Origin of the sequence: Marinobacter goseongensis, assembly GCF_023156235.1 — a bacterium.
Taxonomy (GTDB): Bacteria; Pseudomonadota; Gammaproteobacteria; order Pseudomonadales; family Oleiphilaceae; genus Marinobacter; species Marinobacter goseongensis.
In genome coordinates, this window is the sequence record NZ_JAKZAI010000014.1 from 111,086 (window position 1) to 125,018 (window position 13,933).

Here is a 13,933-nt window from a genome sequence, read left to right on the forward strand (position 1 = left end):
ATGTGACCTGCGTCACATTGGGCCATTTTTGAGCGCGGGTGATCCAATGGGTACCTGCCTGCGTCACCAGTTCGCCAAGGAGTCGTCATGAAGGTTTCGAGAACTCTCGTTCTGGGGGGGATCCGATCGGGAAAAACTGCGATGGCGGAGACGCTGGCGGCAGACTCCGGGTGTGACGTGGTGTATGTCGCCACCGCAACCGTGGGTGATGACGAAATGGCGCAGCGGGTGCAGCGGCATGTGGCCAGCCGGCCCCCTCACTGGGGGTTGGTGGAGGCCCCGCTTCAGCTCGCTGATGTTCTGTCAGCTGCCGCAAGCAAGCCGGTTCCGCCGTTTCTGTTGGTGGACTGCATGAGCCTGTGGATCAGCAACCTGCTGTTTGCGGGTGAAGAAACCTTTGGCCGGGAGCGCGAGGCCTTTCTCGAGGCAGTGGGGAGGTACCCCGGCAGCCTCGCGATTGTGAGCAATGAAGTGGGGCTGGGCACCATCGGCATGGACCCCCTGACCCGTCGATTCTGCGATGAACTGGGCTGGCTCAACCAGGCACTGGCGGACACCTGTGACCGGGTGGTGATGAGCGTGGCGGGATTGCCGTTGTGGCTCAAGGCGTGAGCGCGATCAGGTGCCGTGGCTCAGCAGGCAGCTGAGAACGCCGTGATCGGACTGGTCGATGCGTACCCGACTGCGACAGGCATAGGGCACGGCCAGCGCCGCGAAACTGCGGTCCAGGGGAATGCCCATCACCTCCGCCAGGACCATGCGAATCACCCCGCCGTGGCACACCACCAGTATCTGCTGGCCGGCGGCCTCAACGGTCCAGTGCTGCCAGGCCTCCCGGACCCGGGTCTGGAATTCCGCCAGCGGCTCTCCACCCGGGGGCAGGTGGGTGACCGGGTCGCTCCAGAAGCGAGTCAGTACATCCGGGGTCTCGGCCATGATGGCGTTAGCGGTGCGCCCTTCCCAGGCTCCGAAACTGATTTCCCGCAGGCGATCATCCACTTCCAGCGGCAGCTGCCGGGCGGAAGCCAGCTCTTCCGCAAACCGGCGGCAGCGCAGCAGCGGTGAGGTGACCACCCGATCCCACTGATCCGTGGCGGTGATGGCCGAGCGCATCTGCTGCCAGCCCAGATCGCTGAGCGGGTCGTCCTGACTGCCCCGAAACATCGGGCCACCGGCGGGCTCGCCATGGCGGATCAGATCAACCGTTGTGGTGCTGTTTTTCATACGGATCCTTCAGGAGGTGGCGTTTTTATTGCTGACACCGGCATCGGTAAAGCTGGCCATGGTGTTGTGCAGAGCACAGGCTGACCGCAGCAGGGGAACCGCCACGGCCGCACCACTGCCTTCACCCAGGCGCATACCCAGATCCAGTAAGGGGCTGGCATCCAGCGCGTCCAGTATCCGGGCGTGCCCCGGCTCTGCTGAGCGGTGAGCGAACAGCAGCCAGTCCCGCAGGCCCGGCTGCTGGTGCACGCCGACCAGCGCGGCGACCGAGACAATATAACCGTCCACCAGCACCGGAATACCCCGCGCCGCGCAACCCAGCAGGGCGCCGGTCAGTGCGGCAATTTCGAAGCCGCCGAGCGAGGCCAGAACCGTCAGGGGATCGGTGCTGTCGCCGTGTCGTGCCAGTGCCCGAGCGACCACCTGAGCTTTATGGGAAACCCCCGCCCTGTCCAGCCCCGTACCGGGGCCGACCAGGTGTTCCGGCGTGGCCTTCAGCAGGGCGCAAGCCAGGGCGGCGGCACTGGTGGTATTGCCGATGCCCATGTCACCACCGATAAACAGCCGGCATTCTGCGTTGGCGGCACGCTCGGCCGCCGCATCGCCACTGGCCAGCGCGGCACACACCTGGTCTTCCGTCATCGCGTTGGTCACCGCCAGGTTGGCGGTCGCCGGCGCAATCTGTTCATTACGCACGCCGGGTAACCCCGGCACTTCGCCCACCGTGCCCAGGTTGACCACCTCCAGCAACGCTCCCAGCTGGTTTGCCAGAACGCTGATGGCCGCGCCGCCTCCGGCGAAGTTGGCGATCATCTGCGCCGTGACTTCCTGTGGAAACGCGGACACACCCTCTTCGCAGACACCGTGGTCGCCGGCGAATACGGTGATCTGCACCGGGTCCACCGTCGGTTGTTCCGCCCCTTGCACGCCGGCCAACTGGATGGCCAGTTGTTCCAGCTGCCCGAGGGAACCCGGTGGCTTGGTCAGCACCTGCTGGCGCTCTGTTGCCAGCCGGGCACTCTGTGCATTGGGTGTGGACAGCGGCCGGGTCCAGCTTGGAGGCAGATTGGGCATGGGTAATTCCTGGCGGGTGAAAACAGGGAATGGTCTACCCCGCCCGAAAAGGTGTCAAGGCCGACAGTGACTCGGTTAAACTCCAGTCTGCTCAACGAATTCCTTGCTCCCAAGTTTTGTTTGCTTAAGAGAGATGCTGCCGATTTGAGCGCCTTTATGTTCTCTGTGATTGTGTGCCTTGCCGCTGTGTTGCTGGATCGCTGGCTGGGGGAGCCCCGCCGTTGGCATCCGCTGGTGGGGTTCGGGCGTGTGGCCACGGCGCTGGAGCGACGGTTGAACCGCAAGCCGGAGCAGGCAGGCCGCTCGATGTCTCTGGGGCTATTAGGGCTGCTGGCCGCTGTTTTGCCGGTGCTGATCCTGGCTGAGCTGCTGCGATTCACTCTGAGCGGATGGGCTTATCTGTTGTTCCAGATTGTGGTGTTGTATGCCGCCATCGCGATCCGCGGGCTGACAGAGCATGGCCGCGCGGTGTCAGACGCCTTGCACGCCGGTGACCTGGCGCTTGCGCGGGACCAGGTGGGCCGCATTGTCAGCCGCAAGGCCAGCGAGCTGGATGAGCACGGCGTCGCGACCGCGGCCAGTGAATCCATGCTGGAGAACGGGGCGGATGCGGTGTTTGCCAGCCTGTTCTGGTTTCTGGTGGCGGGTGTCCCCGGGGTATTGCTGCACCGGATGGTCAACACCCTGGATGCCATGTGGGGGTATCGCAACCCACGGTTTCTGTATTTCGGACGGGCGGCGGCGCGGCTGGATGACGTGCTGAACTGGATACCGGCCCGGCTCACCGCGCTGACCTTCATCCTGCTGGGCAACACCCGCGCCGGGTGGCAGTGCTGGCGCACGCAGGCGGCGGTCTGGGACAGCCCCAACGCCGGCCCGGTGATGGCGGCGGGTGCCGGCGCGCTGGGGGTTTCGCTGGGTGGCCCGGCACCCTATGCCTCCGGTGTCAGGCGGCGGCCGGCCCTGGGCCGTGGCCCGGCGGCCACGGCGGCGACCATCGATGACGCCATCGGTCTGGTGCGCCGGGGCGTGTGGCTCTGGCTTGCTGTGCTGGGCACGGTGGCCATACTGTTTAATCTGGTTTCGGGGGGCGTGCTGTGAGTATGCCGGACAAGCCCCATCATGGTGGCCGGTTAAATGAGGCCGCGCGGCGCTGGGGCATTCCCCGCAGTGACTGGCTGGATCTGTCCACCGGCATCAATCCGCAAGGCTGGCCGGTGCCCGACCTGCCCGCAGACATCTGGCAACGGCTGCCGGAAAGCGACGACGGCCTGGAACAGGCTGTATGTCACTGGGCCGGTGCAGGGGAAAGCGCCCGTTGCGTGGCGGTACCCGGGAGCCAGGCGGCTATCATGGCGCTGCCCGGCCTGCGTTCGGTCTGCCGCGTGGGGGTTCCGCAGCCCGGGTACCGCGAACACGGTTACTGGTGGGCCCGCGCCGGCCATCAGGTGGTTCCTCTCAACCCGCAGCACATGGCCGGTGACGACGAACGCTGGCTGGATGAGCTGGATGTTGTGGTCTGGATCAACCCCAACAATCCCGACGGTCGGGTGATTCCTGCAGACCGACTTGCCCGCTGGTGTCAGCGGTTGCAGCAGCGCGGCGGCTGGCTGGTGGTGGATGAGGCCTTTGCCGACGGATACGACAACATCAGCCTGGCGCCGTATACCGGCATGCCGGGGCTGGTGGTGATGCGGTCGCTGGGCAAGTTCTTCGGTCTTGCTGGGGTGCGGGCCGGCGCAGTGTTGACGGAGGTGCCTGTTGCCGCAGCGCTGGAGGATGCCCTTGGTCCCTGGCCGCTGAGCGGCCCTGCCCGCTACGTGATGGCAGCGGCGCTGGCGGACGTCCCATGGCAAGCGGCAACCACACAGCGGCTGCAGCGAGACAGCCGCCGTCTGCATGAGCTTCTGGCCGGACACGGCTTGCCCGGCAGCCAGGGTACGCTGCTGTTCCGCTACCTTGCGCATCCCCGCGCATTGGCGATCACCGAGTCACTGGCCAGCCGGGGCATTCTGGTGCGTTCCTTCGATGCTCTCCATGCCCCGGATTCGCTGCCGGCGCTTCGGCTGGGGCTGCCCGGTCACGAGGATGAGTGGCAAACGCTGGCGCGGGGGCTGGCGGCTCTGGCAAATGTGATTGACCAGTGAGTGAGCAGTTGCTAGCCTTGCCGCTCGTTTTCAGGTGCTGCCGTGTAACGCTACACGGAGTGAAACGGGAAGCCGGTTAAAGTCCGGCGCTGCCCCCGCAACGGTAAATGAGTTACAAGCGATCGAACGCGCCACTGTGCCTTGTGCATGGGAAGGTGATCGCTCCGGTTCATTCAGGTGAACCGCTCATAAGCCCGGAGACCGGCCTGTTAACACACCAGACGCTGCGGAGGGCAGCGGCGGTGGGTGAACCCAGCCTGTGTTCCATTCGCGGCCCGTCTCTGCCCACCTCCGTTCTGAACAGACCCTGTCTGTGCTTCGCAGCACCATAAAAACAAACCATACGGGTGCGTATGGTGTGCTAGCGAGTTCTCAATATGCGTTTTTCCAAGGCCATGCCGGTGCTGTTGGTGTCCGGCGTTCCTCTGGCGTTTTTGCCCATGTCCCCGGTGTCTGCTGATGATACCGCCACCTCCGAACTGGATCCTATTGTGGTGACTGCCACGCTTGGCCCCCGAACCATCGGTGAGAGTCTGTCGTCGGTGACGGTGGTAGAGGAAGACGCCATTCGCCGCCAGGCCCCGGTGGAATTCAAGGATCTGCTGCGCGGCCAGCCCGGTGTTGATGTGGTCACCAACGGTTCTTATGGCAAGAACACCAGCGTTTACACCCGGGGCACCACCACCGATTCCACCGTGTTTTTGATCGATGGCGTGCGCCTCAGGTCCGCTACCAGCGGTGGTGCCCCCTGGCAGTACTTCCCCACCGATCTGGTGGAGCGGGTGGAGATCGTGCGTGGCCCCCGCAGTGCGCTCTACGGCGCAGACGCGGTCGGCGGCGTCATCCAGGCTTTTACGCTGGATCCCGACTATGGCCGCAAAGGCTGGGTCGAAACCGGCGCCGGTAACTTTAATACCCAGAAAACCAGTGCCGGCGCGTCCGCCAGTGTCGGATCCACCCGCTTCAGCCTCAGTGGCCTGCATCAGGAAACCGACGGCACCGCCGTTGTGGAAGGTGGCGAAGACAAAGGCTTTCGCAACAGCGCAGGCGTTGGTCGTATCGTGCACGAGTTGCCCAATGGCGGCGAAGCCAGTGCGGTGATGGTGCAATCCGAGGGCAGCACCGCGTTTGACGGGGGTGACTCCGACTTCCTGATCCGCACGGTCGGGTTACGGCTGGACACCCCGATCAGTGACTACTGGAACAGTTCCATTCAGCTGTCGGAATCGACCGATGAGCAGGATAACTTCTTTGACTTTGGTGACACCTTCTTCAACACCAAAACCCGCACCGCCCGCTGGGAAAACACTTTCACCGCCGGAGTTCACGAATTTGCGGTCGGGGGTGAGCTGCAATCCGATGAAGTGGACAGCTCCATCGAGTTCGATGAAGACAGCCGTTCCAACGCGGCCCTGTTCGGCCAGTTACGCCTCAACTTCGGGCCAACGGATGTGCAGCTGTCCCTGCGCGGCGATGACAACGAAGCCTATGGCCGCCAGGAAACCGGTGGCATTGCCCTCGGCCATTCCTTTGACCGCTCGCATCGGGTGCGCGTGAGCTACGGTACCTCGTTCCGGGCACCGACCTTCAACGACCTCTATTACCCGCTGGAGGTCTTCAGTTTCGGCGGAACCTACGCCGGTAACCCGGACCTCAAGCCCGAGGAAGGCCGCAGCGGTGAGATCGGCATCAGCGGTCGGTACGAGCGCTGGTATTGGGATGTGGCCGTGTATCAGCTGGATGTGGATGACCTGATCGATCTGCAGTCTGACGGCGGCGATCTGCGCCCGGTGAACGTCAATGAGGCGCGGATTCGCGGCATCGAACTGGGTTCCGGTTTCCGTGCCAACGACTGGGACCTGGCGGTGAGTCTCACCCTGCTCGATCCCCGTGACCGTGACACCGACAACCGTCTGCGCCGACGCAGCCACCAGTCCCTGCGAGTGGATCTGGACCGGGCACTGGGTGCCTGGACCCTGGGTGGCACCGTGCAGGCCAGCGGCTATCGCTACGACGATGCCGCCAACGAGGACCGGTTGCCGGGCTATGCCACACTCGATCTGCGGGCCGGCTGGGAGTTTGCCCGTGACTGGCATGCCCGTCTGACGCTGCAGAACGTCACCGACAAGGAATACGCCACGGCGTTGCGTTTTGACGGCGCTGACTACCTGGCCGCCGGCCGGGCCGGTTTCCTGTCGGTTCGTTACGACTTCCGATAACCTTCACAAGAAGGATTCCGACCGGACCGCGCCATGCCCAATGCCCTCAGAACACTGACCTCTACCGTGACCGCCGCGCTGACCCTGTGGCCGGCGCCGGTGCTTGCCGGCCCGGTGTGTGCCACGGATGATACCGGCACCGAAGTCTGCCTGGCGCAGCCGGCAAGTCGCATCGCGGCGTTGTCTCCCGGCGCCACCGAACTGGTCTGGGCCGCCGGTGCCGGCGACAAGGTGGTCGCGGTGGTGTCCTTCAGTGATTACCCGGACGCCGCCAAAGAGGTCACTTCCGTGGGCAGCCACACCCGCATGGATCTGGAGCGGCTGATGCAACTGCAGCCGGATCTGGTGATCGGCTGGGTAACCGGTAACCCGCCGGAACAGCTCGAAGCCCTGGCGGAACTGGGGTTGCCGGTATTCTCCATTGAACCCCGCACCTTTGAGGCGGTATCCCACACCATCGAGCGGCTGGCCACCCTGGCCGGCACCGAAGCGGACGGGTTCGCGGAAGCCGGGCGCTTCCGCCAGGGCATCGCCGGGCTGGAACGCGAATACCGTGATGCGGAGCCGGTGCCCGTGTTCTATCAGGTCTGGGACGAACCCCTGATGACGGTGAACAACGAGCATCTGATCGGCAAGGTGATCACCCTGTGTGGTGGCGTCAATGTGTTTGGCGATCTGGATCGCCTGGTGCCACGGATCAGCCCGGAGGCGGTGATCGGTGCCAACCCGGAAGCTATCCTCGCTGGCGGCATGGGGGAAGAGAACCGGCACTGGCTGACCCGCTGGGAGGCGTTTCCCGGTATCGAGGCCACCACTCAAGATAACCTTTATTTCATTCCGCCCTCCCTGGTGCAGCGCCCGACGCCGCGCCTGCTGGAAGGCTCCCGACTGTTCTGCCAGAAACTGGACGAAGCCCGTGGCAAGCGCTGAGCGGAGGCCATCGTCATGAGCCGGCCGTTGCTCAAGCCGCTGCTGATTCTGGCGCTGGCGAGCCTGGCGGCCATGGTGCTGTCGGTGGGTACCGGCAGCGTCAGCGTGGCGCCGGGACAGGTGCTGGCGGTGCTACTGGGGGAGGGCAGTAACCTAGAGCAGACCCTGGTGCTGGAACTGCGCCTGCCCCGCACCCTGTCGGCATTTGCCACCGGCGGACTGCTCGCCGTGGCCGGGGCATTGATGCAGGTGCTGCTGCGCAACCCGCTGGCCGACCCCTACGTGCTCGGTCTGTCCGGCGGCGCTGCTGTGGGCGCGCTGTTGGCGATGCTGGCGGGGCTGGGCGGTTTGATCGTGTCCGGTTCGGCGTTTGCCGGCGCCCTGCTGGCGACCCTGATGGTGTTCGGCCTGGCCCACGGTACCGGCAGCTGGACCCCGTCGCGGTTACTGCTTACCGGTGTGGTGGTGGCCGCCGGTTGGGGCGCGGTGATCACCCTGATGCTGGCCATCAGCCCGGCCCAGCGTCTGCCGGGCATGTTGTACTGGCTGATGGGGGATGTGTCCTACGCCCGCTCGCCGTGGCCGGCGCTGGGTTTGCTGTTTCTGGTGTGTCTGCTGGTGCTGCCACTGGGCCGTAGCCTGAACGTGCTGGCCCGCGGCCCTATGCAGGCGGCGGCCCTCGGCGTGGCAGTGCGCCCGCTGGAGTGGACGATCTACATCCTTGCCAGCCTGTTGACCGCGACCGCCGTCACCATGGCCGGCAGCATCGGCTTTGTCGGGCTGGTGGTGCCCCATATGCTGCGGCTGGTGCTGGGCAATGACCAGCGCCTGATTCTGCCGGCCTGTGCTCTGGCCGGCGGCACCCTGCTGGTGCTGGCGGACACCCTCGCACGGGTAGTGATTGCGCCGGAGCAGTTGCCGGTGGGGGTCATTACCGCCCTGCTGGGGGTGCCGACATTCCTCTACCTGCTGTACCGGAGCCGCTGATGAATCCGTTACGGGCAAAAGAACTGGTAATCGACATCCCCGGCCGCGGCGACGGCCAGCCTCTGAACTTTTCGGTGGAGCCGGGGCAGATGTGGGGCGTGCTGGGCCCGAACGGTGCCGGCAAGACCACTCTGCTGCATACTCTGGCCGGTCTGCGCGTGCCACGGCATGGGGCCGTTCATCTGGGTGAACAGTCACTGACCGAACTCCGACGCCGGCGGATTTCCCAGCACCTGGGGCTGGTGTTTCAGGAGCGGCAGGACGGCTTTCCGGCCACAGTACTGGAAACCGCGCTGATTGGTCGCCACCCCTGGCTGTCGCCCTGGCAGATGGAATCCGGGGATGATGAGCGCCTCGCGCGGCAGGCCCTGGAGCAACTGGATGTGGGCCATTTGAGCGACCGCCTGGTGAACACACTTTCCGGTGGCGAACGCCAGCGCGTGGCCATCGCCACCGTGCTGACCCAGGCGCCGGATATCTGGTTGCTGGATGAACCCAGCAATCACCTGGACCTGCACCATCAGGTTTCGGTGCTGGAGTTGCTCACCGATCAGGCCCGTGGCGGGCGATCGGTGTTCATGTGCCTGCATGACCTGAATCTGGCGGCCCGCTGGTGTGATCATCTGTTGCTGCTCTACCCCAATGGCGACGTGTGCTGGGGGCCGGCGGAGCGGATGCTGGTGCCCACGGCGCTGGAACGGCTGTATGGCCAGAAACTGATCACCGTGGAAGCCGATGGCGCACCGGTGTTTGTGCCGGTCAGATCGTGAACCCCGGAAGGCCTGACCCTTCATCGCTGAACCCTGAGGAGACACACCATGCGTGAACGCGCCAAAGACCCCCAACGCCATGCCCAGCGCATGGAAGCCAAACAGCGAATCATGCAGGAGCGCATCGCCCGCGCCCAGAAAGAGCAGGGCGTGCTGCTGGTGCTGACCGGCCCCGGCAAGGGCAAGAGCAGCTCCGGTTTCGGTATGGTGGCGCGGGCCCTGGGGCACGGCATGAAAGTCGGCATCGTGCAGTTCATCAAGGGTGCCTTCAGTACCGGCGAACACGCGTTCTTCCGGGATCTGCCCAACGTGGACTACCACGTGATGGGCCAGGGCTACACCTGGGACACCAAGAACCGGGAGCAGGATGTGGAAGCTGCCGGCGCTGCCTGGGAAGTGGCCGCCGCCATGCTGAAGGATGACCGCTACGACCTGATCCTGCTGGACGAACTCAACATCGCCCTGAAGTACGACTACATCGACCTGGACCGGGTGCTGGATGATCTGCAGGCGCGGCCGGAGATGCAGCACGTGGTGGTCACCGGCCGGTCCGCACCCCAGGAGCTGGTGGATCTGGCGGACACAGTGACCGACATGGGCGTGGTGAAGCACGCCTTCAAGGATCAGGGCGTGAAAGCCCAGAAAGGCGTAGAGCTGTAACAGGCCGGAACCCCATGACCACACTGATGATACAGGGCACCACCTCCGACGCCGGCAAGACCACGGTGGTGGCCGCCTTGTGCCGCTGGCTGGCGCGCCAGGGCGTGTCGGTGGCGCCGTTCAAGCCCCAGAACATGGCCCTGAACAGTGCCGTGACCGCGGACGGCGGCGAGATCGGTCGCTCCACCGCGCTGCAGGCCCTGGCCTGTGGCCTGGAACCCCACAGCGACATGAACCCGGTGCTGCTCAAGCCCCAGAGCGACTGCGGCGCCCAGGTGATTCTGCGGGGCCAGGTCCACGGCAATATGGACGCGCTGGACTATCACGCCTACAAGGCGGAGGCGATGGCGTCGGTGATGGCCGCCTGGCGGGATCTGAGTGCACGCTATGACGTGATCATCGCCGAGGGCGCCGGCAGCCCCGCCGAGATCAACCTGCGCGCCAACGACATTGCCAACATGGGCTTCGCCGAAGCGGCGGATTGCCCGGTGCTGCTGGTTGGCGATATCGACAAGGGCGGCGTCTTTGCGCAACTGGTGGGCACCCTGGCGCTGATCTCCGACAGCGAACGGGCGCGCACCCGGGGATTTATCATCAACCGTTTCCGCGGCGACATCGGCCTGCTGGAACCGGGGCTGGACTGGCTGGCTGAACGCACCGGCAAACCGGTGACCGGCGTGTTGCCGTACCTGCACGGGCTGGTGATCGACGCCGAAGACAGCGTGGGCACCAGCGGCCGCAGCGAGGCCGGTGCGCTGAAGGTGATCGTGCCGGTGCTGCCCCGCATCAGTAACCACAACGACTTCGACCCCTTGCGCCTGCATCCGGGGGTCAATCTGCAGTTTATCGGTCCCGATCAGCCGATTCCGCCGGCCGACCTGATCCTGCTGCCCGGCAGCAAAAGCACCCGCCACGATCTGCAGTGGCTGCAGGCGCAGGGCTGGCCCGAGGCCATCCGCAAACACCTGCGCTACGGCGGCAAGGTGTTTGCCATCTGCGGCGGCTTCCAGATGCTGGGCACCGAGGTGGACGACCCGGACGGACTGGAAGGCGAGGCCGGCCGCAGCGAAGGCCTGGGCCTGCTCGAGATGACCACCCGCATGGTGGCCGGCAAACAGTTGAAGAATGTTGCCGGCACGCTCTCTCTTGGCCCTGATGCCGCCCGCTTTACCGGTTACGAAATGCACAACGGCGTGACCACCGGTCCCGCACTGGCGCGCCCACTGGCCTTGCTGGATGGCAGGCCGGATGGCGCCATCAGCGCGGATGGTCAGGTGGCGGGCACCTACGTGCACGGCATTTTCGATCAACCGGACGCCTGCCGCGCGATCCTGCAGTGGGCCGGACTGACGGCGGGCACCGAGCTGGCCGCCGCGGCCGTGGATTATCAGCAGCACCGGCAACAGCAACTGGACCGGCTGGCGGACCTGGTGGAAGACCATCTGGATACCGACTGGCTGCGCGACCTGCTGGGCCTTGGCAAACAGGACACCCAACACCCATGACCGATCACAACCGACCCTTCAGCGACGACGAGCGGGATGGCCTGTACCGTGCCATCTACGAACGGCGGGATGTGCGCTCCCAGTTCCTGCCGGATCCGATCCCGGCGGACGTACTGGCCCGGTTGCTCAACGCCGCCCACCACGCGCCCTCGGTGGGGTTCATGCAGCCGTGGGATTTTATCGTGATCGACAGCACCGAGGTGCGACAGGCCGTTCTCGACAGTTTCGAGGAAGAAAACCGCAAAGCCGCCGACAACTACCGCGGCGAACGCAACAGCCGCTATAAAAGCCTGAAGCTGCAGGGCATTCTGGAAGGCCCCATCAACCTCTGCATCACCTGCGACCGCAGCCGTGGCGGCACCCACGTGCTGGGCCGCAACTCCATCGTCGAAACCGATCTGTTCAGCACCTGCCTGGCGGTTCAGAACCTGTGGCTGGCCGCCCGGGCCGAGGGCATTGGCGTCGGCTGGGTCAGCATTGTGGATCAGCACGAGCTTGCCCGCACCTTGCGGCTGCCGGAGCAGGTGTATCCCCTGGCTTATCTCTGTCTCGGCTATGTCAGCGAGTTTCTGGATCAGCCGGAACTGCAGGCCAAAGGCTGGCGTTCACGGTTACCGTTGGAAGAGCTGGTGCATGGCAACGGCTGGGGCCTGCCCCTCGACAATGCACCGCTGAGCGCGGCGATCAAGACCCGGCAGGAAGACTGAGCCGGCTCAAAGCGCTGCGCCCGCCGTGCGGGTCACGCTCCGCTGGCAAGGCCCAGTAGCAGCACCAGTTCGGCGAACACCACGCTGGCGCCCAGGGTGTCACCGGTGTAACCCCCCAGCTGTTTTTGCAGGTACAGGCCCCAGGCGGTGGCGACTCCGGCGGTGGCCACCACACTCCAGAGCAGGATGCTGACCGCGAACCCCGCAAGCAGCGCCGCCGCGGCAGCGGTAAACGCAGCGGCGTACAGCAGCCGGGTGCGAGAGAAATCGTCCGCCACCGGTTTGCTCTTGCTCTTGTCCGGATCGGTGACATACGGCAGGAACGCCATGATCAGCAGCGGCGTGAGCCGCGCCACCATGGGTGACAACAGCAGCGCCAGCCACACCACCCGGGAGTCGACGAGTAAGGCCACTTTCAGCGCCAGCGCAACGATCAGAGCCACTGTGCCGTAGGTGCCGATGCGGCTGTCTTTCATGATCCGCAGCCGGGCCTCCAGCGAGTAGCCGCCGCCAAGCGCGTCGACGCTGTCTGCCAGCCCGTCCTCATGAAAGGCCCCGGTAATCCACAGGTGAAACCCGGTGACCAGAACCAGGCACACCAGCGGGCTCCAGACCTGGGCCAGCGCGAGATAAAGCCCCGTGTAAAGCCCCCCAAGCAACAGGCCGACCACCGGAAAGTACACGGCACTCTGGTTCATCAGGCGGTCGGAGTAATCGATGCGCACAGCCATGGGAATACGGCTGAGAAATCCAACGGCCAGCCAGAAGGCCTGCCATTCTCTGCTGATGATCTGCTTCATGGTCGCTGGGCTTTTGGCTCTTGATTGGATGGCGGGAGTCAGTGGAGTGCCAGTGTAACACCCCCCATGGATTCCGGATGGCGCTTGTCGTGGAACCGGATAAATTCCCGTACCCAGTTGCAGTAGGTTTTCTCCGTGCGGTAAGCCAGGTGCCGGGCGCGAATAAATGCGCGGAAGCGGTCCATGAATCAGGTGGAGCTTAGGTATTGGCAACTGGAAAAATGATCATTGCGACTCATATACAAATGTTAATGGGCCAAGGCTTCGGAAGGATTCAGGCAGTAGAGCAGGGAGTTGCGCTCAAATGTTTACCACCGTCTAGCTCTTCTCCCCGCAAAACACTGCAAAATCTGAGAGTTCCGTGTTCTGGTTCCTCGCGCAATGGGCTAGGGTCAATGCAAGCTATTTCGAAGTAGGCATTCGGGTCCGGATGCTAGGGATCAACCGCCGGGTAACCGGCCATTAACAAAGCGCATCAGTAATGCGGCCTGCGGCCGCCGGACGCCATTGTCGTGGCGCCGCTATGCTCAGCGTTATGCTTTGGAGAATTTAGTGCGTATATTGATTTTAGTGTTAGCTATCTTGCCCTTACAGGCATATTCGTATCCCAAAGTCGATACAATTGAAAATAGCTATACTGTTGAAGCTAACCCGGATTTCTCATAGGTCCCCAGCAAGTCTCGCAGACTGTGCGGGTTACTGCCATTACCGCTCATTTTCGGCCGTGATTGATTAATAATCGATCAATTCCTGTTGTCCGGACACACGGCCCCCTTTCCCCCATTGAGTCGGGCCGGGGGAGCCCGGGCTTCTATCCCGGAACCAGTTGACGCACCAGGTCAGAGAGTTCGTCTTTGTAAGGATAGGCATCACTCATCAACACCCGTATGCGCCGAGTGTTGCGAATGAT

The 13,933-nt window shown here is 64.3% G+C and carries 14 protein-coding genes and 1 riboswitch; of the genes, 10 read left to right on the plus strand and 4 right to left on the minus strand.

Translation table 11 applies throughout. The features are described 5' to 3' along the window. Positions 1 to 87: 87 nt before the first annotated feature. A complete protein-coding gene (gene cobU, locus MLC70_RS13795; protein WP_248184743.1) occupies positions 88 to 612 on the plus strand; it encodes a bifunctional adenosylcobinamide kinase/adenosylcobinamide-phosphate guanylyltransferase in 525 nt (174 codons plus the stop codon). A gap of 6 nt (positions 613 to 618) precedes the next feature. On the opposite strand, the gene MLC70_RS13800 is transcribed toward cobU, so the two are convergent. Together MLC70_RS13800 and cobT are read right to left on the minus strand one after the other, a co-directional pair. Next, entirely contained in the window at positions 619 to 1,224 is a 606-nt protein-coding gene (locus MLC70_RS13800; protein WP_248184745.1) for a histidine phosphatase family protein, read from the minus strand. 9 nt (positions 1,225 to 1,233) lie between these two features. Beyond that, positions 1,234 to 2,298 (minus strand): nicotinate-nucleotide--dimethylbenzimidazole phosphoribosyltransferase, encoded by a 1,065-nt coding sequence (cobT, locus tag MLC70_RS13805; RefSeq protein WP_248184747.1) that lies wholly within the window; start codon positions 2,296 to 2,298, stop codon positions 1,234 to 1,236. A gap of 156 nt (positions 2,299 to 2,454) precedes the next feature. Here cobT and cbiB point away from each other — a divergent pair, with 156 nt between their 5' ends. The 9 genes from cbiB (at position 2,455) to bluB (ending at position 12,223) form a co-directional block, all read left to right on the plus strand. Continuing rightward, positions 2,455 to 3,399: an adenosylcobinamide-phosphate synthase CbiB gene (gene cbiB / locus MLC70_RS13810; protein ID WP_248184749.1), complete on the plus strand. Its 945-nt coding sequence runs from the start codon at positions 2,455 to 2,457 to the stop codon at positions 3,397 to 3,399. A gap of 2 nt (positions 3,400 to 3,401) precedes the next feature. Then, positions 3,402 to 4,445 carry a threonine-phosphate decarboxylase CobD gene (gene cobD, locus MLC70_RS13815; protein WP_248184772.1) on the plus strand — a complete coding sequence of 348 codons (1,044 nt, stop codon included), beginning with the start codon at positions 3,402 to 3,404 and terminating at the stop codon, positions 4,443 to 4,445. A gap of 15 nt (positions 4,446 to 4,460) precedes the next feature. Beyond that, positions 4,461 to 4,669, plus strand: a riboswitch (cobalamin riboswitch). Between the two features lie 153 nt (positions 4,670 to 4,822). Beyond that, positions 4,823 to 6,664, plus strand: coding sequence for a TonB-dependent receptor domain-containing protein (locus MLC70_RS13820; RefSeq protein WP_248184751.1), 1,842 nt, complete (start codon positions 4,823 to 4,825; stop codon positions 6,662 to 6,664). Between the two features lie 33 nt (positions 6,665 to 6,697). After that, positions 6,698 to 7,594, plus strand: coding sequence for a cobalamin-binding protein (locus tag MLC70_RS13825; protein WP_248184753.1), 897 nt, complete (start codon positions 6,698 to 6,700; stop codon positions 7,592 to 7,594). 15 nt (positions 7,595 to 7,609) lie between these two features. Beyond that, on the plus strand, positions 7,610 to 8,581 hold the full coding sequence (locus MLC70_RS13830) for a FecCD family ABC transporter permease (protein WP_248184755.1): 972 nt from the start codon (positions 7,610 to 7,612) through the stop codon (positions 8,579 to 8,581). After that, positions 8,581 to 9,351: an ABC transporter ATP-binding protein gene (locus MLC70_RS13835; RefSeq protein WP_248184757.1), complete on the plus strand. Its 771-nt coding sequence runs from the start codon at positions 8,581 to 8,583 to the stop codon at positions 9,349 to 9,351. Before MLC70_RS13830 ends, MLC70_RS13835 begins: the two co-directional genes overlap by 1 nt. Positions 9,352 to 9,399: 48 nt before the next feature. Next, positions 9,400 to 10,011, plus strand: a complete 612-nt coding sequence (gene cobO, locus MLC70_RS13840) for a cob(I)yrinic acid a,c-diamide adenosyltransferase (RefSeq protein ID WP_248184760.1) — start codon at positions 9,400 to 9,402, stop codon at positions 10,009 to 10,011. A 14-nt stretch (positions 10,012 to 10,025) separates the two neighbouring features. Continuing rightward, complete coding sequence (locus tag MLC70_RS13845) at positions 10,026 to 11,516, plus strand: cobyric acid synthase (protein ID WP_248184763.1); 1,491 nt, start codon at positions 10,026 to 10,028, stop codon at positions 11,514 to 11,516. Continuing rightward, complete coding sequence (bluB, locus tag MLC70_RS13850) at positions 11,513 to 12,223, plus strand: 5,6-dimethylbenzimidazole synthase (RefSeq protein WP_248184765.1); 711 nt, start codon at positions 11,513 to 11,515, stop codon at positions 12,221 to 12,223. Before MLC70_RS13845 ends, bluB begins: the two co-directional genes overlap by 4 nt. A 32-nt stretch (positions 12,224 to 12,255) precedes the next feature. Here bluB and cobS read toward each other — a convergent pair whose 3' ends face one another. Continuing rightward, positions 12,256 to 13,023 (minus strand): adenosylcobinamide-GDP ribazoletransferase, encoded by a 768-nt coding sequence (cobS, locus tag MLC70_RS13855; RefSeq protein WP_248184767.1) that lies wholly within the window; start codon positions 13,021 to 13,023, stop codon positions 12,256 to 12,258. 38 nt (positions 13,024 to 13,061) lie between these two features. Beyond that, positions 13,062 to 13,208: a phage integrase N-terminal SAM-like domain-containing protein gene (locus MLC70_RS13860; protein ID WP_248184768.1), complete on the minus strand. Its 147-nt coding sequence runs from the start codon at positions 13,206 to 13,208 to the stop codon at positions 13,062 to 13,064. Positions 13,209 to 13,933 lie beyond the last annotated feature (725 nt).